Source organism: Trichormus variabilis 0441, from assembly GCF_009856605.1.
In the GTDB taxonomy this organism is placed as follows: Bacteria; Cyanobacteriota; Cyanobacteriia; order Cyanobacteriales; family Nostocaceae; genus Trichormus; species Trichormus variabilis.
Genome location: NZ_CP047242.1, coordinates 975,283 through 995,113, shown reverse-complemented (window position 1 = coordinate 995,113; position 19,831 = coordinate 975,283). Strand labels below are relative to the sequence as shown.

Genomic DNA, 19,831 nt, shown 5'->3' with positions numbered 1-19,831 from the left:
ATACTTAGATGTTTTCAATAATCAAATCGTACTCCTAATATATTCAGAAATTATTTTTAATTAATTTTAGAACCCCGATTTCTTCAAAACATCGGGGTTCTGGTTTTGCTATTATTCTCTGTTAGTCAACTAAAAATTGTAGCCAATACCTAATAGCAAACCAACATCAGTTTCATCTACAAAAGCTGCATTAACAGCACCATTAATGGTAAATCTCTGTCCTAAAGGAATATCAACACCACCAGTTAACAGTAAACCAATATCAGTGTCGCCACTAGCTTCGATTGCTACACCAGCACCAACATAAGGTGATACGGCGAATGGCTGCACAACACCAGGCTCTACTGCGCGGGGTGTGAAATCCAAGGTCAACGGCACTAGAAATACCGTATCGTTACCAAAAACAGCTGATGGTCGGACTGATAGATTGCGTGTCAAACCAACTTTACTGATAACTGCAAAGTTGCTATCGCTGAGAGCTGTATCACCACCTAAACCAATGTTACCAGCAACCCCTATGTAACTAGAACCGCCACGGGTAGCTCTACCTGGAGTGACAGCACCCGGATTTTGTGCTTGAGGGGTTCCTTCTTGCGGCTGCTGACCAGTTAAATTAGGTGGAATCAGGACTTCGTTAATAGCATGGATAACACCATTGCTAGCTTGAATATTTGCTTGAACAACTCTCGCCTCATTAACGGCAATTTGATTATTGGCTGTGTCAACTCTCACATTGACTGGTGCATCGCTAGCAGTTGTCAGTTGTCCAGAAGAGAGTTGGTTAGCAGTTAATTGACCAGGAACCACATGATAGCGCAAAATTCTCACCAACAACTCTCTGTTCTGTGGTTGTTGCAGTTGTTCTAAAGTACCCGCAGGTAACGCTGCAAATGCTTCATTGGTGGGAGCAAAGACTGTGTAAGGCCCTGGTTGCTCTAGAATATCTGTTAAACCTGCGGTTCTCAATAAAGAAGTCAAGGTACTAAAAGAGTTACTTGATGCTGCCAAAGCAACAATATTATTAGCACCTTGTGTACCTCCTGTTGTACCAGTCCCACCCACTACGTAGTTAGCAGCTGCAACATTGCTAGGTAGAGGTTGTACTTGTCCTTGTCGAACTAAAGCTTGATACAAAATTGCGGCAGCTTCCCCACGGGTAAGAGATGTTGAGGGATTCAGTTCTCTTACATTTGGGTAGTTAACAACTATGTTGCTTTGTGTTGCTGCGGCTACGCCGTTGACAGCATAGTCAGGAATTGCCGAAGCATCTGCATAGTTATTGCTGAGAATATTTGACGCAGTATCAGTTGTAGTTAAGTTTAAACCACTGCTTAAAGCAACGATCGCCTGTACTCTAGGAATCTGTTGATTGGGGCGAAACACATTCCCTGGATAGCCGGAGAGAAATCCCGTTTCGTAAGCTTCCCGAATTGCTTGCGATGCCCAGAAATTTGCAGGTACATCTGTAAATCCAGATGCACTTAATTGTCGGACCGGTTGTTGATTAAAAGCTTTCTGAATTAATGTGGCAAACTCAGCGCGACTTACTGCCTGGTTTGGTCTAAAAGTACCATCGGGAAAACCAGCAATGATATTTCTTTGCGCTAAAGCTTGAATAAATGGTTGCGCCCAGTAATCTGAACTGACATCAGAAAAGTTGGAACCTGTAGTAGACGGAGTTTCTGTAGGGACAGGTGTTTGTGCTGAAGCTGGTTTAGAAACTATTAAGGGATTTATTGTTATAGCTGTCATCCCCAAAGCCAGCAAAGTTGTGTAGGCTAGTGACCGTCGAACCGAACTAAACATGAAAAATCCCTCCAAAATTAAGTAAATAAATTACACAAAGACATCAATTGACTATGGGAGACAACTGCTTTTATGGTTGATTCAATGAAAAGCCTAGACATTATTTTTGGTTCAGAAAACACCAAAGTTATGAATATATTTCTTCTCACCAGCATCAATTTCGCTAACAAAATAGGTTTCATCTTCTAAACTAAAACCCACAACATTATGTGTAAGGTAGAGAGTTATTAGATAGAAAAATATGTAGCTAGGAGATGCTATGCCCATGATTATTGAAGGGGCTGGAGTCGAAAGTGTCCATTCATGATCAACATCTAGTAATATTAGAACTGCAAAGGTTATTAGTCTTATAAAGAGAATTGTTACAGATGTTAACCCGTTTTAATAACTAGCTAAAGGTCATATTTTCCAGATATTTTCTCATACTTTAGATAGTTGTAGGCTCTTGAGCAATTCCGAGATGTCCAAAGTAAGTACATCCAAACAAATATTATTATGGAAAGAATAATTATGTCTGACTTCAAAAGTCAGGTGTAAAGAACTTCCAACCACCAAAAAATGTCCCATACTTGCGGGACATAGAGAAAGCTATATATGCTAATACGGTTCAGTTAAGGAAAAAGGTAGTGGCGTGACAAGGCTAAAATGATGGACTAGGCTGGTCAGTCCAGTAGGGTGCGTTATGGACGTTAGTCCCAACGCACCGAAAATCTTGGATGGTGCGTTGCTTATGCTCAACCCTTGATATCACCAATTTTATGCTCAATAATGTTCCTAAAAAATGGCTTTTTTGGATATTAATTACTATTATATCTGCACTATTATTTGCTATTTCATCTACAGCAATTAGTATTTATTCTTATGGCAATAGTAGTTACAATAACAAAGCAGATGCAGCAATAGTTCTAGGTGCAGCAGTTTGGGGTGAAGAACCATCACCTGTTTTTCGAGAACGAATTAACCATGCCATTAATTTATATAAAAATGGAGCTATTAGTAAGATTATTTTTACTGGTGGAGTGGGTGAAATTAACGAACCTGCTGAAGCTATTGTTGGCAAACATTACGCCACAGCCAGAGGAGTCAAAACAGCCGACATCATAACAGAAACTCAGTCTCGGACAACTTACCAAAATCTTAAAAATGCGATAGAAGTGGTAGATACTAATGAAAAATTCACTAAATTTTTGATTATTAGTGATCCATTGCACCTAAAACGAGCCGTGTTAATGGCAAGAAATTTGGGGATTGATGCTTATCCTTCGCCTACACCTACCACTCGCTATCGCAGTTTTAACAGCCAAATGGAATTTCTAATACGAGAAACTTATTTTTATTTTATTTACCTTGTATTTAAAATTTAGTAACATTTACCTTCACACCAGAATCAAGTCCAGGGACTTTTAAATACTCTACTGGCTCAACACGTTGTGGTGTTCGGTTATCTGCCGGGTTGACACATTCTTTAAAGAGAGCGTCTGGATTGTTGAGTAAATCAAACGGACTGAGACTTTCACACCCCTTTTTCTGTTCTAGGGGAATAGAAGTTCCTTGAAGATTTTGAGGTTGTGTTGTGACACTATTCCACTGACTATTAATTGTCACGGGTTCTGTGGTTAGAGCCGCAGCCTCATGGCGTTCAATGATAGTTTCTGGCAAAGTCTCCTGGTTAATATTACCACTTTGGGGTAGTGCGATCGCTGGTGGGATTTCGCCCATCGCCTCTGATGGAACGTAGCTCATCACACTCACTACAATCATTGCAACGATGGAAAATTTTCTCATAATAACATAACTCAATGATGACTTTTCAATCAAACTGATAATTTTCCGGCAACAGGAAATTAAATCATACTCAATAATTATAGTTTTAGGGAAAAATTTCTGGTCACAGGTAATGAGTTTAAAGAGATAAAACCCAAAATGTATAGAGTAGCGATCGCTACAATTAAAATACTCTTTTCAACACAAATTAAGTACAACAATTAATATCTATTAAGTCCGACTACCTTGCTGATAAATGTGTTACCGAAAAAATTCCCGCATCACCTCTACCGGAGATGCACAAAAAGTAGTTGAATATGTACTAGTAACTGACCAAAAAATTGATAAGAATGAGAATTTTGGCTGCGACAGTTGTACTAACTTCTTCTTTGCTGACGACTGGGTTTATTCATACCTCAGCCTTAGCCAACAATGCTATGACACTTTCTCAGTCAACCCCTCAGTTGCAGCCAAACAAAACTCAACCGATAAATATCAGTAAAGCTGAGTTTGGTGTAGTAGTCCGTGACGCTGAAGGAAAATTTAACTTTACCCCGACAATTAGAGTTCCCCTAGTGGAGGGTAGTAAATACGGTTGGCGGATTCAAATTCGAGACGTTAAAGGTCAGGTGACATGGCGCGAAGTTTTGCGCTTACCAAAACCCCCAGAAACTTGGGCTACAGATAACGGTGAAAATTTTACATTATCAGCAGATGGTACAGAAGCCGTCACCAAACGCACCCAGTTACCAAAGGATGGAGTGATTGAAAACTTTTGGACGATCGCACCAGGTGATCCGCCTGGTAAACATATAATATACGTCTATGTTGATGACCATCTCGTAGGTAATTTTGAGTTTGAAATTGTTCCCAAAGGAAATCGAGAAGTTAAAGGTAGGGAGCAATTAGGTAAGATTTAGGTAATGGGTAATTGGTAATACTGGAAAAATTACCTCTAGGACTACTATTTGATTTGGTAGGGTGGGCATTGCCCACCATAATATAGGTTTGGTGGACATTTCCTACTTTACTAACTAGCAAGTATTTTGGAATAACTTATTTTTTTGTTGTTATCTTCGTCTCTCCACACTAGCAATCTACAGGGTATCTTGGAAATAGAGGTCTGATAATTGCTGAGTGGCGATTATGAATACAGAAGAATTTCTGCGATTGATGGAAAAACAGCGCTCATGTCCTCAAACCCTACCGAAGGCGCTGCAAGCTCTGTGGTATGACAGACAAGGTGATTGGAACCAAGCTCATGAGATTGTACAAAACGCCAGTGATGTTGATAGTGCTTGGGTGCATGGGTACTTACATCGCAAAGAAGGCGATTTGAATAATGCTCGTTATTGGTATCAACGCAGCAGTCAGCCAGAGTTTGTTGGGGAGTTAAATCAGGAATGGGAACAGATAACTTCTTTCTTACTCAAGAAGGTAAATACAATTCATGGATGCTGAAGCAATCAAACGCCGTTATGCAGCAGGAGAAAGATATTTTCCCGCCGCAAACCTAATTAGAGCCAAGCTGATTGGAGTCTACTTACCTGGGATAAATTTATGGGGAGCAGACTTAAGCGGCGCTAACCTAGCGAAGGCCAAACTCTGGGGAGCAGACTTGAGTCAAGCCAACTTAGCCAATGCTAATTTGACTAGAGCTAATTTGTGCGGCGTGAAACTGAATCAAGCAAATCTGCGGGGAGCTAAACTCAACTTGACTAAGTTGTATGGAGCAGATTTAACTGGTGCTTATTATGACGAAACTACAAAATTTTCTAGAGGTTTTGACCCGGTAAGTAGAAATATGCGGCAGTTTTAGCATATTTAATCACTTCCCCTCACGGGGATGAAACAGAAAGACGATCGCCTAAACTATCCCAATATCTAGAGAGACACAAATATTTGTAGGATAGGTAGAGCGATCGCCTTTTAACTAAAGCCTATGCAGACATCATCTTCCGGCTATATCCTAGCGTTGGACTTGGGAACAACTGGAAACCGGGCATTTATCTTTAACAATGCAGGTAAAATAGTTGCTCAAGCATATAAGGAACTAACACAACATTATCCCCAACCAGGATGGTTAGAGCATGACGCGGAAGAAATCTGGCAAGATACCTGCTGGGTGATGAAAACAGCCATCGCCAATGCACAAATATCTCCTAGTGAAATTGCTGCTATAGGTTTGACTGTACAACGGGAAACTTGCCTACTGTGGGACAAAACGACGGGGAAGCCATTACATAAAGCCATTGTTTGGCAAGACCGCCGCACGGCTCCCCTGTGTCATCAGTTACAGGAAAAAGGCTATGCTCAGGAAATTTACAGTCGCACTGGTTTAGTGGTTGATGCTTATTTCTCAGCAACTAAACTCCGATGGTTATTAGACTACATCACAGGCGTTGATTTAAAAAATGTTCTGGCAGGTACAATTGATACCTGGATACTGTGGAAATTAACAGGCGGAAAAGTCCACGCCACCGACCACAGCAATGCTAGCCGCACCATGTTGATGAATCTGAAAACTGGTGAATGGGATGAGCAACTATTAGAGATTTTGCAAATTCCTGCCCATATTCTGCCGCAAATTCAGCCCAGCTTAGGAAAATTTGGTCTGACCGATACCAGCTTGTTAGATACAGCTATCCCCATCACAGCCATTTTAGGCGATCAACAAGCAGCTTTGTTTGGTCATGGCTGCGATCGCCCCGGTTTAATGAAATGTACTTATGGCACTGGTAGTTTTTTGGTGGCTCACACTGGCTCTAATATTGTTCGTTCTCAACATCAATTAATTTCTACAATCGCCTGGACACAATATAATTCCCAGGAAAATATCAATATCGGTTATGCTCTAGAAGGCAGTATGTTTACCAGTGGTGCTTGTATTCAATGGTTACGTGATGGTATCAAATTAATTAAGACGGCTGCGGAAACTGAGACAATGGCAAATCAAGTAGATGATAACGGTGGGGTGTACTTTGTCCCCGCTTTTAGTGGACTAGGCGCACCCTACTGGGATATGAACGCTAGAGGAGCTTTTTTTGGCATTACCGCCAGCGTCCAACCACAGCATTTAGTCCGGGCTGTATTAGAAGCGATCGCCTATCAAGTGTTAGAAGTAGTACAAGCCATCAATGCCTCTTGTAGTAGCCCCATGCAGCGCCTAATTGTCGATGGTGGTGCTTGCGAAAACAATTTCCTCATGCAGTTCCAAGCGGATGTTTTAGGTATTCCCGTAGAACGTCCCACCATGCGCGACACAACGGTACAAGGTGCAGCCTTCGCCGCAGGTTTAGCTGTGGGATTTTGGGATAGTTACACAGCATTAGTTAACCAACGCCAGATAGACCGCATTTTTGAACCAGGAGAGGGAAGCCAAAACGCCATATACAACTTTGCGACATGGCAAAAGGCAGTTAAACGGAGTCTTGATTGGGTGTAGGTATATAGGGGTGTAAAGGTTGAGCAGGAATATTTACACTCCCCATTACCAATTACCCCGACTTAGCCGCCAACTTTAAATCCAAGGTATAAAAACCGACTTTATTAGGTAATCTAGCAAATCGTCCCGTACGATAACCCCGTGAGAGTTCATTCAAGACTTTGCCTTTAACTTCTCTGGTGTCTTCTTCATCTAGTTCTCCATAAAGTCCAGAAATGACTTCAGCGACACTAAAAACTTTACCTGGATTTTGTTTGAAGAAAACACTCAGAGCATCAATTAAAAACTGCCCTTCAAAAGGTTCTAACATGGGGATGACTTTTGTCTTGGGGATGATGACAGGTTTCTTCTTCTTACTTCTGCCATTTTGGGCGTAAGTATGAGTACGGTTAGAAGTTACCAAGCCTAAATCCAGAGTGTAACATCCGGGTTCGTCAGGGATGCCAAACCACGCTTGTCTTTCTCTACCTTGTGTTAGAGATGATTGGACTCTACCTTTGACTACTCTAAAAATATAAGACTCCAACTCTCCATAAAGCGATCGCACAATGAAATCTATATGACATACTGCGCCAAGATGTTCTTCTAGTAGCTTTTTAATCGCTTCCATACGAGTGAGAGATTGATACTCAGGTAACATCGGGATATCAGTTCCCTTAATGGTTTCTGGAGTAATTTCTATCGTTGTTGAAGAACTTGGTTCTGGAGACTCGTTGTTATCTTCATCTGTAGTGGCAAAACTCTCTATTTCCAAGCTTTCTGAGTTTTGGGACTCAAGTTCCTGAGACTTCACCAAGTTAACCTCAGTGGGAGAAATCTCATTAGTTGCAGATGGTAGAGATTTTTTGGGGAAAGAGGTGGAAACGTCTGGAGAGATACCACTGATGGATATTTGCTCTTTCTTTTCCGCACTAGGAGACCAAGTAGATAATAAAGCTTCTACATGATCCAGCTGCGATCGCGCTTGTGTAAATAAGGTTTCGTACTCTTCTACAAGACGAGCATAATAGTCTCGTAATTCCAACAGTGGAGAGACTAAATCTTGAGGAGGAGGCTCTAATTGCAATTGAGGATTTATCATGCTTCAAATCAACCCAAATCGGTGTCACTTTTGTAAATAGTTGGACGAGGCTTGGCTTTGCGAGTCTGCTGCTGGGATTTTTTCGGTGCTTGTGGTGGACGACATCTCTCGCAATATAAAGGACGAGGACCAAAAGTCTCACGTTTTGTCGCCTCATTACACTCCTTACAGACAAAGTTAAAAACGCGAGTGTGAATTAGCCGCTTATGCGCCCTAACAGTATATTCTCTAACATCAATTAACTTACTGGTCATAATCAAGAGTATGGAATTACAAGTCTCTCAATATAGCTATTCAAGCAAATAAACTAGGATCAGTGTGTGTTTAGTTGTCTGTTTTATTCAAATTAGCAATTTTAGGAAAAACACTAAATGCCAACTTGGCACAGAACACACGAGAAACATTAATTGCTTGTCTTATTAGCATATAGCCCATTATCAACAACTAGGTAATATTTGCCACTATATATCTGACTTTTATGTGATTTTTGAATAAATTCGGGACATATATGAATCCTATTTGATTTTTTTTCCATCACTTGTGCTGGCGCTGAAAAATATGGGTCTCTGTAGGCTGGGCAATGCCAATAAAACCATGATACGGGCAGCAATGCCCACCTACGTATATTTCAGAAATCAAATACTAGTCCTATATAACTTAGAAAATACAAAATTAGAGATGCACTCTCTGGCAATGTTAATAAGTTAGATTTTTTCCAACCCAAAGGGGATGTCAGACTAAATTTATTGACCTAGCGCAAAAGATAACAATAATCCTTTTACTTTCTGCACCTTTGTGTAGAAATCTTGATGTCAAACAATTATAGTTGCTCTATTTACAACAGGAGAGGCATAATCTTAGATTAATTCTCTGATTTGAATGCGAATTGTGAACGATGTCAAGAAGATCCTATTTTTAGCGGCAAACCCTCAAAATACAGTACGGCTACGTCTGGATAAGGAAGTAGAAGAAATTCGCACCACACTACAGCTATCCGTCAATCGCGATCGCTTTGTGATTGAGTCTAGAGGTGCTGTACGTCCTGATGATTTACAGCAGTATATGTACAATCTCAAGCCGCAGATCGTCCATTTTTCGGGGCATGGAGGCGGCGAGTATGGATTAGCTTTTGAGGATGAAAACGGGGCGGAACAGCCAGTCAGTACTGATGCTTTGGCGAAGTTCTTTCAGCTGTTTGCGGGTGAAGTTAACTGTGTGGTACTAAATGCTTGCTACGCATCAGTACAGGCTGAGGCGATCGCCCAGTATATTCCCTATGTGGTAGGAATGAATCAGGCGATTGGGGATGAAGCCGCAAGGCAGTTTGCTCAGGGTTTTTACAGAGCGATTTGGGACAATCGCTCCATTGAGGATGCTTTTGCATCGGGAGTGAATGCGATCGCCTTAGATGGGATTCCGGAGGATCTGACCCCTGTATTATTGAGGCAAGCGGATCGGGTGACCACACAAACAATCCCCAGCAACAGCGTCAGTTTAGAATCTCCTGATGGGCAAGTGAGAATTGATTCCCGGTTTTATGTTCATTCTTCCTATGAGGAACGCTGTTATGCAGAGGTCAAGAAGCCTGGCTCATTGATTCGGATTAAATCACCCCACAATATGGGCAAATCTTCGCTGATGGTGCGAGTCCTTGGCTATGCTGCTCAATTGGGGTATCGCACAGTGACATTGAATCTGGAGCAGGTAAACCAGAAATTCTTTAATGATCTAGATAAATATATGCAGTGGTTTTGCGCTTCTGTGGGCAAACCGCTAGGGGTGAGAATCAAGATTGAGGAATATTGGGATGATATTTTTGGCGCGAATGATAATAGTACTGATTACTTCGAGAAATATTTGTTAGATGATACAGAACCACCCTTGGTAGTAGCAATCGACAATTTCGATCGCGTGTTTAAATATCCTGATATTGAGACAGATTTTTGTGGTTTGTTACGCGGTTGGCACGAGCGATCGCGCAGTAATCAACTATGGGGTAAACTTCGCTTCGTGATTGTCTACTCCCAAGAACCATACTTGCAAAAGGATATTAACCAATCACCGTTCAATGTGGGTTTGCCAATTGAGTTAGGAGAGTTTACCACAGCCCAGGTGCAGGAGTTAATCAGGTTGCACGGACTCGATTGGTCTGGGCAATTTGTCAAGCAGTTTATGGATCTGATTGGTGGGCATCCTTATTTAGTGCGATCGGCACTGTATCACATAGCAGCCGGCGATTTAACGCTAGAGGAGTTTCTGAGAACTGCACCAACGGAAGCCGGCATTTACAGCGACTATCTGCTGGGACATCTCAAGTCGCTAGAAGACTATCCCACATTAGGAGCAGCGATGAAAACCGTTGTCACATCTGAGTTTCCCGTGCGTCTGCGTTCTGAGGAAGCCTTTAGGGTTTGGTTGTGCGGGTTGAGAATAACGTCCAGCCCCGATGCCAATTGTATCGTCAATATTTTCGCGATCGCTTAGGAGTTTAGCGGATGACTACCTCACCCGAACCTCAACCCGCAAATCATAGCACTCTATTTAGCTACCAAGTGGGCGGCAGTTTGCCCATCGATAACCCTGCCTATGTAGAGCGACAGGCAGATCGGGAACTGTATGAACGTTTAAAGGCGGGTGAGTATTGTTTCGTGTTTAACTCGCGGCAAATGGGTAAATCGAGTTTGCGAGTACGGGCAATGCAGAAATTACAGCAGGATGGGGTCGTCTGTGCTGTCATCGATCCGCAAACGCGGGGTACGACTTTGCGCGAAGATCAATGGTATGCAGGGACAATCAAGCGGCTAATTGGCGACCTCCACCTACAAGATAAAATAGATTTCCCTGGGTGGTGGAAACAACTAGATGGGCAATCTATTTCTGTAGTTGAGCGTTTTTATGAGTTTATCGACCAGATTTTGCTACCCCAGACTACCCAAAATATCACTATTTTTGTGGAAGAGGTTGATAACCTCCTCAGTCTCAAATTTGATACCGATGGATTTTTCATTCTGATTCGTTCTTTATATGAAAGGCGGGCAGAAAAGCCAGATTATACCCGCCTGACCTTTGCATTCTTGGGAGTAGCAACACCTTCTGACCTCATTCGCAGTAGGCGGAGTTCTTCCTTTAATATCGGCCATGCAGTAGAGATGAGCGGGTTTCAACTGGCTGAGGCAGAACCGCTACAGCAAGGTTTAATTGGTAAGGTCAGTGATCCCCAGGCAGTAATGCAGTCTGTATTGACATGGACAGGAGGACAACCATTTTTGACCCAGAAAGTGTTGAATTTGGTTGTCCAGCAGGTCAATTCGTCCTTGTCACCCCAGGAATTGGTAGAACAAGTTGTCTGTGCCAAAGTGATCGACAACTGGGAAACCCAAGATGTACCACCACACCTAAAGACCATTCGTGACAGAATTTTGCAAAGTGATGAACAAGGGCGAGGGCGTTTGCTCGGTCTATATCAGCAGGTTTTAGATCAGGGAGGCATTGCTGCTGATGAAAGTTATGAGCAAATGCAACTGCGTTTAACCGGCTTGGTAGTCAAACGGGACGGCAAACTCAATGTTTACAATCCCATTTATGCGGCAGTATTTAACCAGCAATGGGTAGATAGGGCATTGGCGGATTTGCGTCCGTCTTTTTATGCGGAAGCCATGAAAGCCTGGCAAGAATCCGATGAGCAAAAACAGTCATTTCTACTGCGGGGACAGGCGCTAGAAGATGCCGAAGCCTGGGCAAAGGGTAAACGCCTCAGTGATGAAGATGACAGATTTTTACGGGAAAGCCGCGAGGTAGAAAAGCAAGACATTGACCGTAAACTAGAAGCGGAACGTCTAGCGCGGGAGACAGCAGAACAGGCAAATCAAATCCTTTTGGAGGCAGAGCAGACAGCGAAGGGGAAAGTGAGAGTTGGTTCGATAATTTTGGCAGGGACACTAGTAGTTGCAGGGGTGGCGAGTGTCTGGGCAGGAATATCTGTTAATGATGCAAATGTTAAGGTTGCCAATACACAAAAAGAAGCAAAAGAATTAACGGACAAGGCCAATCAGAGGGTGAAAGAGGCAAATATTCAGGTTGCCAATACAAAGGAAGAAGCAAAAAATCGAACGAAAAAAGCAGATGATGATGTTCGACTAGCTCTTGAGAATTTAGGGAAAATAACTAAACAAGCAAAGATTGATAAAGAAACAGCAGCAAAAAGTCTGATTGAGGCACAAGTAAAGCAGAAGGAAGCAAATCGGAAAGTTGAGCAAGCTAAAAAAGATTTGGCAGCAGCGAAGGCAGAGCTTAAAAATGTAGACCGACAGTCGCAAGAAAAGGTGGCAGCAGCACAGGCAAAAGTAACGGATGCAGAAGCTAAGGTAGCACAAGCAATTCAACTGCGCGAAAAAGCTGAAAAAGAAGCTAGGGAAGCTCAAGACAATACGAGACTTGCACTGCAAGGTAATGCACTAGAGCAGTCAGGAATTGTTGCAATGCAACAGTTTGATTCTGAAGAGTTGAACTCTTTAATAAAGTCCATAAGAAGTGCGAGAAATCTAGAAAATTTAGTTAAAAATGGTACCTCTTTAGAAAATTACCCAGCGTTTAGCCCCTTATTTGCATTACAAAAAATACTCGACAAAATTTTTGAGGTAAACCAACTTACAGGACATCAGGGTTGGGTTAGGGGCATCCGCTTTAGTCCAAATGGAAGGCTTATAGTCACTTCTGGTTCGGATGGTACAGTCCGGATTTGGGATTATTTAGGAAAACAGCAAATCGAATTTAAGGCTCACTGGGGCAGTATTTTAAGTGTAAACTTTAGTCCAGATAGTAAACTCATTGCCACAGCATCAGATGATGGAATGGTTCGGATTTGGAATCTATTAGGAGAGATGTTATCTGAATATAAACATCAAAATGTTATTCGTGATGTTGCTTTTAGTCCAGATAGTAAATTCATTGTGACTGGAGGTGAAGATGGTGATATTAATTTGTGGAGTTTGCAAGAAAAGCAAAAGATAAAGAATTGGATGGCAGAACAGGGTGCAATTTATAGTCTAAGTATTAGTTCAGATGGTCAATATATCGCTACGGCAGGAAAGGATAGGATAGCTAAACTTTGGAATTTAGTAGGACAAAAGCTATCTGAATTTAAAAGTCCCAATGGTAGCTTTCGTAGTATAAGCTTTAGTCCCGATGGAAGATTATTAGCTACCGCAGGTGATGATAGTAAAGCAAGACTTTGGAAACTATCAGGTGAACAACTTGCAGAATTTAAAGGTCATGTAGGATGGGTTAGAGATGTAAGTTTTAGCCCAGATGGAAAGTTATTAGCCACAGCAGGTGATGATGGCAAGGTGAGACTTTGGCATCTATCAGGCAAGCAGTTAATAGAATTCAAGGGACATCAAGGAGGGGTATTAAGTGTAAGATTCAGCCCAAATAAAAAACTTCTGGCTACAACGGGTACAGATAGTAATGCTAAAGTTTGGAGTTTAGCAGGAAAGCAACTTAATCCAGATGTGCTTTATTCTACTAGACCATTTTTGAAAAATATAGAAGGGGAAAGTAGTAATGAATGTTTTTCTTTATATGCACCTGGATTATATCCAGAGCGAGTTTCTTCTTCGCTTTTTGAAGATAATCAAGTTGGGAGAATATCATTTGAGAATCGAACAAGCAGAATTATTAAGGTTAAGCTCTACCATCCAGATGTACCTGGAATAGCATTTGGGGAGTACCCTGTAGAAGCAAAATCTATCTGGACTTTCCCTCCAGAAGGGGAAGATTATGGTTTTGGTAGTGACTGGGGAATTCAGGCAGATAACTCTAAAATCTGCGTTCTTGGGCGAGTTTCTAACTGGAATCTTTCTAGTAATAGTAAGATTCCCCATATCTTTAAAACTTCATCAGACAGATTCCCATTAGGAGATTCTTTTGAAAATCAGAATATAGTAAACAGCGTATCTTTTAATCCGAGTGGACAAATCCTGGCCACTGCTGAACTCAATGGTATGGTAAGGTTTTGGGATCTCTCCAAAAAAGAATTAAGTCGATGGAAAGCGAATAATTATGGTGGGATTGTCAACATAAATTTTAGTTCAGATGGAAAGTATGTTGCTACAGCAATCCCAGGTAAAGTTATAATTTGGGATTTATCAGGTAAGCCAATTGTTCAGTATAACAATACATATCACGTCAGTTTTAGTTATGATAATCGCTATTTAGCGACAGTATTACAAGCCAGTAATACCGAACTTAGTAAAGTGCAGATTTGGAATTGGCAGAATCCATCTCAGAAACAGCCAATAAAAGAATGGCCATTATCTCCGTCAAAAGACAGAGATGTTGGAGTTTATAGCATGAACTTTAGCCAAGATGGGCAGAAAATACTTATTGCCGGTACTTTGCAAGTTAATCGATATAGTATTGTGGACAGCCCAGTTCAACTTAGAGATATTTCCGGTAAGATGCTGGCTGAATTTAAGGGACATCGGGGGGGAGTATTCAGCGCTAACTTTAGTCCTGATCAAAAACAGGTTTTGACAGGAGGAATGGACGGTACAGTTAGGCTTTGGGATTTATCCGGTGTTCAACAGAGTCAGTGGAAAGCTCACAAGGGATGGGTGAGAAGTGTCATATTTATTGATAATCAACGTATTGCTACAGTGGGAGATGATGGATTGGTCAAACTGTGGAGTCGTTCAGGACAACAATTAGCTGAGTTTGCTGGTCATCAGGGAAAAATCAGTAGCATAGCCTTCAGAGCAGTTGATCAAACTATTGTTACATCAGGTTATGACGGTACAGTAAGAACCTGGCATATTGACAACTTGAGCGAACTACTCAAAAAGGGTTGCGACTGGCTGCATGACTATCTGTCCACAAATCCCAATGTAACAGAGAGCGATCGCCAAATGTGCGGTATTGTGAAACACTAAGCTCTCTCCTATGTTGGCATCGTCTGAACTCATACGTCGAGTGCTGAGTGAATTGTCTATTAAGACATCCACTCAGCACTCAATACTATTCCCCTAGCTTTAACCAATATTGACTTTCACCACTTTATTTCTTTCCGACTCAGCTTTTGGTACAGTGAGGCGGAGGATACCGTTCTTGTACTCAGCTTGTACTTTGTCATTTTGAATTAGAGACGGTAGGGGAATAACTCGTTGGAATTTACCATACCTAAACTCAGAACGAGTAATGCCATTTTCTTCCATCTTAGTCTCAGACTTCCGCTCACCAGTAATCGAAATCGATTCGGGAGTCGCTTCTACATGAATATCATTTGCTTCTAAGCCTGGGACTTCTAGTTTCAAATGAATAGCATCATCCTTTTCTTCAAGTTCAGCAGCAGGTACAAAGGCAAAACCAACTTTTTCACCACCATTGGTTGGCATTAACCTATCAAACAAGCGGTTTATTTGCCGTTGTAATGTATCAATTTCTCGAAATGGTTCTAAGCGCTCAATTTCCCGGAAAGGTTCCCATCTTGTGATTGCCATAATATCACCTCTAAAATGCAACATTTGCTTATCAGAAGGCTATTATTAAGCTTTTTACTAATTAAATAAGAGGTATATTGTTGAATTAATTTGCATTGTGGAAAAGCTTAATCTCTAGCTCCTTCACTAAAAGAGTATATCAGGAGCAAACCCCTGTAGGTTCGGTTCCATAACCAAGAGCGATCGCAATAACCGTACCCACTGAAAGTTTGCTATATATCTACCTTTTAACTGATGTTTTTTTTCGATTACAGTATATAAAAAGAATCATAAATAACCCTGTGCCAAACAAATACTTTAAGGGATCAGGAATCCTGGGGTTAGGAGAGAAAAATCCCTCAATAATCCCGGCTATAACTAACATTGGCACAATCCCAAATAATAGCTGCACTGCTTGAGAACCATAAAATTTCAAGGCATCACTGCGACGATATTCACCAGGGAATAAAATAGCTCTTGCTATTAACAACCCAGCTCCACCAGCGAAGAAAATGGCGGGTAACTCTAAAGCGCCATGAGGAAAAACAAATGCCCAAAAGGGATAAGCTAAATTGTTCTGCCCTACCAATGTGCCGATAGCACCGATGAGTAAACCATTAAATACCATCACATAAGTTGTGAATGCTCCGGCTGTCATCCCACCTGCAACTGCACCAAAGGACACCTTGAGATTGTTAATCATAATCCCACTAGATGCCAAAGGCTCAATCCCCACAATTGACCCCATCCACAATTTATGTTCATCTCGAACTTGAGAAATTAGGCGTTCTGGGACGATTAAAGACATGAATGTCGGGTCTTGCCAAGCATACCACCAAGCAACTAGCAGACCTAGAACAAATAAAGCGGTAGCGGTAGCAGTGTATGTGAATGTTTGCTGAATCACTGCGGGTAGTTCCCATCGGTAAAATTCCACCACCGCTTGCCATTCCTGCCTTCTCGAACCTTGGTAAATCTGCGTATAGCCACGAGTTGTCAAGGATTGTAAATTATGTATCAAAATATTACCGACTTGCTGCGTCTGCGCGCGCGCTAAATCTGCCGCAACTGAACGATATAAACTAGCTAACTCCCGAATTTCTGTAGCTGGGAGAGACTTTAACCCTTTTGTTTCCACCTGTCTTAATAAAGCATCTAAACGCTGCCAGTTTGACTCTCGCCGAGCAATCCAACGTTGAATATTCATAAATTTTGGGAATATTAGCAATTAACGTACTTTAAGATAGCCTCAAATTCACACCCGTAATTTCAAGGAAATTTCGCATCTATGGCAGGAAACTTTGGTTCTCCCAGTCCCACGCAAGCACTGAGTGTAGGAAATGTTGTCAGTGCAGGGCTACGGTTGTATCGTTCTCATCTTAAGGACTACTTTTTATTGGCATTAAAGGCTTATGTCTGGGTGCTAGTTCCAGTTTATGGGTGGGCAAAGTTTTATGCCCTCACAGCCCTAATTTCGCGCCTAGCCTTTGGTGAATTGGTGAATCAACCCGAAAGTATTCCATCGGGTGAACGTTTTGTTAACTCTCGACTGTGGCAATTTTTGTTGACAATACTCTTATTGTTTCTTGTCGGTATTGGCATTGGTTTAGGTGTAGTAATTTTATCTATTTTATTAGGAGTGGTATCGGCGGCATTTGTTGGGGGAGCAGGACAACAAGGCAACCCTGCGACTTATCTTGTATTTATTCTCGCGGCTTTTGTCATCGGTATTGTGGCGCTATTAGGGATTTTGTGGCTGGTGACCCGTTTTTACTTAGTAGATTTACCTTTAGCTGTAGAGGAAGGTATCGAGGCTACTTCTGCAATTAGTCGCAGTTGGGAATTAACTCAAGGTCACGTTTGGCGGATACTGTTGATTTCCTTTGTTGGTTTCTTAATCACAATCCCTATTCAAATTGTGGTTCAGATTGTTATAAGTATTCTGCAAGCGGTATTTTTACCTTTAATCAGTGATGGTAATACTGCATTTGCTCTGCTTTATTTTGTCCTGGTTTTAGTTCTTAGTTTCAGTAGTGGTGCTTTATTGATACCCTTTTGGCAAAGCATCAAGGCTGTAATTTATTATGACCTGCGGAGTCGTCGTGAAGGGTTAGGCTTGCAGTTACGCGATCGCGAAATTTAACCACTATTTTATAGCACCAGCAGCCAGAACCCTCATACTCGAAAGTTTTATTAATTTTGAATTTCTATGCACCTGTTTAACCGTGTCAAATACCGCACACCAGAAAGTGTAGAGATAGAATTTACCGTCGCTGGTATTGGTAATCGTGCTTGGGCTTTAATCATTGATTATTTGATTTTAGCTGCGACTTGGGTGGTATTCTTCCTTGTCTGGGCTTTTATTTCTGCTCAGTTAGTAGATTGGTGGACAGAAACTTTCGGTTCGGCGACGGCTGTTTGGCTAGTAGCGATCGCATTTATTGTTAGCTTTGTCATGTACACGGGCTACTTTGTCTTTTTTGAGACTTTATGGCAAGGCCAAACCCCCGGTAAACGCTCAGTTAAGATTCGCGTAGTTCGAGATGATGGCAGACCAGTTGGTTTACAACAAGCTACTCTGCGAGCTTTATTACGACCTTTCGATGAATTTCTGTTTATTGGGGCTTTTTTAATTATTTTTAATAGCAAAGAAAAGCGTCTTGGTGATTTAGCCGCAGGCACAATTGTTATTCAAACGGAAACACCAACTACTCCAGCCACTTTCACTATTTCTGAACAAGCCAAGTCACTCTATGCGGAATTATTACAAATTACTGACTTATCAAGGTTATTACCCGATGACTTTGCTGTAATTCATGAATATCTACAGCGACGTAGTGCAATGAGTGACAAAGCCAGAAGCGTCTTATCTATCAAACTAGCCGAACAAGTTCAAGCAATTCTGCACTTAGAAACATTACCCGCAACTGTGACCTCTGATGTATTTTTAGAAGCTATTTACCTTGCTTATCGTGGGGCGGCAAGTGGGGAGTAGGAAGTGATGAATCATGAATACTGAATAAGATATTCTTCTCCTTGCCCCCTGCACCCCTGCCCCTTGCCTCTTATCTCCTCACCCTGCTTTCAAGTTAAAAGTGATGAGATGTTCCAGCAGTGCCATCACATCGTTACGGCTGAGTTTTTCTTTACCGTTGGCGATCGCATCAATGGTTCCATGTGCCAATGTCAAGGGGATTTGACAAAAGTTGAGCGCTGGCCCATCTGGTAAAGCTTGAGTGTAAGCATCTGCTAGGGCGAGATTTCGCAAGGCATACTCCTGCATATTGTTTGCGTCCCAACCGTCAGGAAAAAAGCTGACTCCACGTCCTAAATCTTCCACATGGTTACGCAGGATATTAACTGCTTGCAAACCTCTACCAAACCCAATCGCTAAAGTCCGGTTTGTTTGTGTCCCATCATACCAAGTCCATAAATCTGAGAGTAGCAAACCAACTGCACCAGCCACCCCAAAGGTATAGCGATCTAAGTCAGACTCTGTATAAATTTTCCAGTTGTTTTCTGCCCAATAAGCCATACGGTCTGACATAGCCGCCGTTGCATCCCAAATTCGCGGCGCAATTGTTTCTGGTGCAAGCAGAGACCACTCTCGAATCCTCATAGTGACTTCTGCGAGGGTATTCTCGTAACCGCTAAATCCGGCAGCGAAGGCATCAACAGGAAAACCATCAACCCCAGCTTGTAGAGTCAAGCTAATCCCACGCAACAGCTTGGCTTTTGTGGGGTTATCAAGGGTGGGATGGTCTTCGATTTCATCGATAGCACGCATACACAAGTATGCGGACGCGACTGCCTCTTGTAATCCTGACGGCAAAATACTAATTGGAATATAAAAAGTACGACTAGTGTCTTTGAGGATTTGCAAGGCATCGCTACGTAAATCCATGTTTTCACTCCTCTGTTGATTTTTACACCACATCCCACTACCAGTTTTTTGATAATACTGGATATTGTTTTGACTAAACTGGAAAAACTAGAGATTAGCTAGTATTGCTCCTAAATATTAATGTTTTTTTGTATCAAAATTAACAAAATTTTCAATTTATTAAAATCACATCTATTTTAATGTGACTTGTGCTGTGCGTATTTGCGTTGTTATTTGATATTACATTATAAATTTTTGGTGTAAATATAAACAGTGATAGCAATGTGACATTCTGTAATATACCAAATTTGTCTTATTATTCAAAGTTAATTCCCATGTATCGAATCTTAAAAGTCTCTTTGGCAGAGATTAATTCT

At 41.6% G+C, this 19,831-nt stretch carries 17 protein-coding genes; 9 read left to right on the top strand and 8 right to left on the bottom strand.

All coding sequences use genetic code 11. The annotated features are described in order from the left end of the window. Window positions 1-129 precede the first annotated feature (129 nt). Both GSQ19_RS03895 and GSQ19_RS29665 read right to left on the bottom strand, forming a co-directional pair. Window positions 130-1,806 (bottom strand): fasciclin domain-containing protein, encoded by a 1,677-nt coding sequence (locus GSQ19_RS03895; RefSeq protein WP_011321482.1) that lies wholly within the window; start codon window positions 1,804-1,806, stop codon window positions 130-132. 111 nt (window positions 1,807-1,917) lie between these two features. Then, window positions 1,918-2,073 (bottom strand): hypothetical protein, encoded by a 156-nt coding sequence (locus GSQ19_RS29665; protein WP_011321481.1) that lies wholly within the window; start codon window positions 2,071-2,073, stop codon window positions 1,918-1,920. A 491-nt stretch (window positions 2,074-2,564) separates the two neighbouring features. Between GSQ19_RS29665 and GSQ19_RS03890 the strand changes: the two genes are divergently transcribed. Then, window positions 2,565-3,170, top strand: a complete 606-nt coding sequence (locus GSQ19_RS03890) for a YdcF family protein (RefSeq protein WP_041456494.1) — start codon at window positions 2,565-2,567, stop codon at window positions 3,168-3,170. Here GSQ19_RS03890 and GSQ19_RS03885 read toward each other — a convergent pair. Further along, window positions 3,160-3,591 (bottom strand): hypothetical protein, encoded by a 432-nt coding sequence (locus tag GSQ19_RS03885; protein ID WP_011321479.1) that lies wholly within the window; start codon window positions 3,589-3,591, stop codon window positions 3,160-3,162. The two genes, GSQ19_RS03890 and GSQ19_RS03885, sit on opposite strands and share 11 nt — an antisense overlap. Before the next feature lie 329 nt (window positions 3,592-3,920). Between GSQ19_RS03885 and GSQ19_RS03880 the strand changes: the two genes are divergently transcribed. The 4 genes from GSQ19_RS03880 (at window position 3,921) to glpK (ending at window position 7,015) form a co-directional block, all read left to right on the top strand. Continuing rightward, complete coding sequence (locus GSQ19_RS03880; protein ID WP_011321478.1) at window positions 3,921-4,490, top strand: hypothetical protein; 570 nt, start codon at window positions 3,921-3,923, stop codon at window positions 4,488-4,490. 226 nt (window positions 4,491-4,716) lie between these two features. Next, window positions 4,717-5,031 (top strand): hypothetical protein, encoded by a 315-nt coding sequence (locus GSQ19_RS03875; protein WP_011321477.1) that lies wholly within the window; start codon window positions 4,717-4,719, stop codon window positions 5,029-5,031. Then, complete coding sequence (locus GSQ19_RS03870) at window positions 5,021-5,389, top strand: pentapeptide repeat-containing protein (RefSeq protein WP_011321476.1); 369 nt, start codon at window positions 5,021-5,023, stop codon at window positions 5,387-5,389. The genes GSQ19_RS03875 and GSQ19_RS03870 overlap by 11 nt, the downstream gene beginning before the upstream one ends. Window positions 5,390-5,512: 123 nt before the next feature. Next, window positions 5,513-7,015, top strand: coding sequence for a glycerol kinase GlpK (glpK, locus tag GSQ19_RS03865; protein WP_011321475.1), 1,503 nt, complete (start codon window positions 5,513-5,515; stop codon window positions 7,013-7,015). 52 nt (window positions 7,016-7,067) lie between these two features. Here the strand turns inward: glpK and GSQ19_RS03860 are convergent, their stop codons facing one another. Both GSQ19_RS03860 and GSQ19_RS03855 read right to left on the bottom strand, forming a co-directional pair. Further along, entirely contained in the window at window positions 7,068-8,096 is a 1,029-nt protein-coding gene (locus GSQ19_RS03860) for a hypothetical protein (RefSeq protein ID WP_011321474.1), read from the bottom strand. 8 nt (window positions 8,097-8,104) lie between these two features. Further along, the gene (locus GSQ19_RS03855; RefSeq protein ID WP_104009992.1) at window positions 8,105-8,350 is read right to left on the bottom strand and encodes a hypothetical protein; all 246 of its coding nucleotides are present in this window, start codon (window positions 8,348-8,350) and stop codon (window positions 8,105-8,107) included. A 625-nt stretch (window positions 8,351-8,975) separates the two neighbouring features. Here GSQ19_RS03855 and GSQ19_RS03850 point away from each other — a divergent pair. Further along, window positions 8,976-10,580, top strand: coding sequence for an AAA-like domain-containing protein (locus GSQ19_RS03850; protein ID WP_011321472.1), 1,605 nt, complete (start codon window positions 8,976-8,978; stop codon window positions 10,578-10,580). A gap of 11 nt (window positions 10,581-10,591) precedes the next feature. Beyond that, the gene (locus tag GSQ19_RS03845; protein WP_011321471.1) at window positions 10,592-15,025 is read left to right on the top strand and encodes a WD40 domain-containing protein; all 4,434 of its coding nucleotides are present in this window, start codon (window positions 10,592-10,594) and stop codon (window positions 15,023-15,025) included. A 99-nt stretch (window positions 15,026-15,124) separates the two neighbouring features. Here GSQ19_RS03845 and GSQ19_RS03840 read toward each other — a convergent pair whose 3' ends face one another. After that, a complete protein-coding gene (locus tag GSQ19_RS03840) occupies window positions 15,125-15,592 on the bottom strand; it encodes an Hsp20/alpha crystallin family protein (protein WP_011321470.1) in 468 nt (155 codons plus the stop codon). A 220-nt stretch (window positions 15,593-15,812) separates the two neighbouring features. Beyond that, the gene (locus GSQ19_RS03835; protein ID WP_011321469.1) at window positions 15,813-16,778 is read right to left on the bottom strand and encodes a stage II sporulation protein M; all 966 of its coding nucleotides are present in this window, start codon (window positions 16,776-16,778) and stop codon (window positions 15,813-15,815) included. A gap of 81 nt (window positions 16,779-16,859) precedes the next feature. Here GSQ19_RS03835 and GSQ19_RS03830 point away from each other — a divergent pair, with 81 nt between their 5' ends. Continuing rightward, entirely contained in the window at window positions 16,860-17,714 is an 855-nt protein-coding gene (locus GSQ19_RS03830; protein WP_011321468.1) for a glycerophosphoryl diester phosphodiesterase membrane domain-containing protein, read from the top strand. Between the two features lie 66 nt (window positions 17,715-17,780). Continuing rightward, window positions 17,781-18,566, top strand: a complete 786-nt coding sequence (locus GSQ19_RS03825) for an RDD family protein (protein WP_011321467.1) — start codon at window positions 17,781-17,783, stop codon at window positions 18,564-18,566. A 78-nt stretch (window positions 18,567-18,644) separates the two neighbouring features. Here GSQ19_RS03825 and GSQ19_RS03820 read toward each other — a convergent pair whose 3' ends face one another. Further along, window positions 18,645-19,475, bottom strand: a complete 831-nt coding sequence (locus GSQ19_RS03820) for a squalene/phytoene synthase family protein (RefSeq protein WP_011321466.1) — start codon at window positions 19,473-19,475, stop codon at window positions 18,645-18,647. Window positions 19,476-19,831 lie beyond the last annotated feature (356 nt).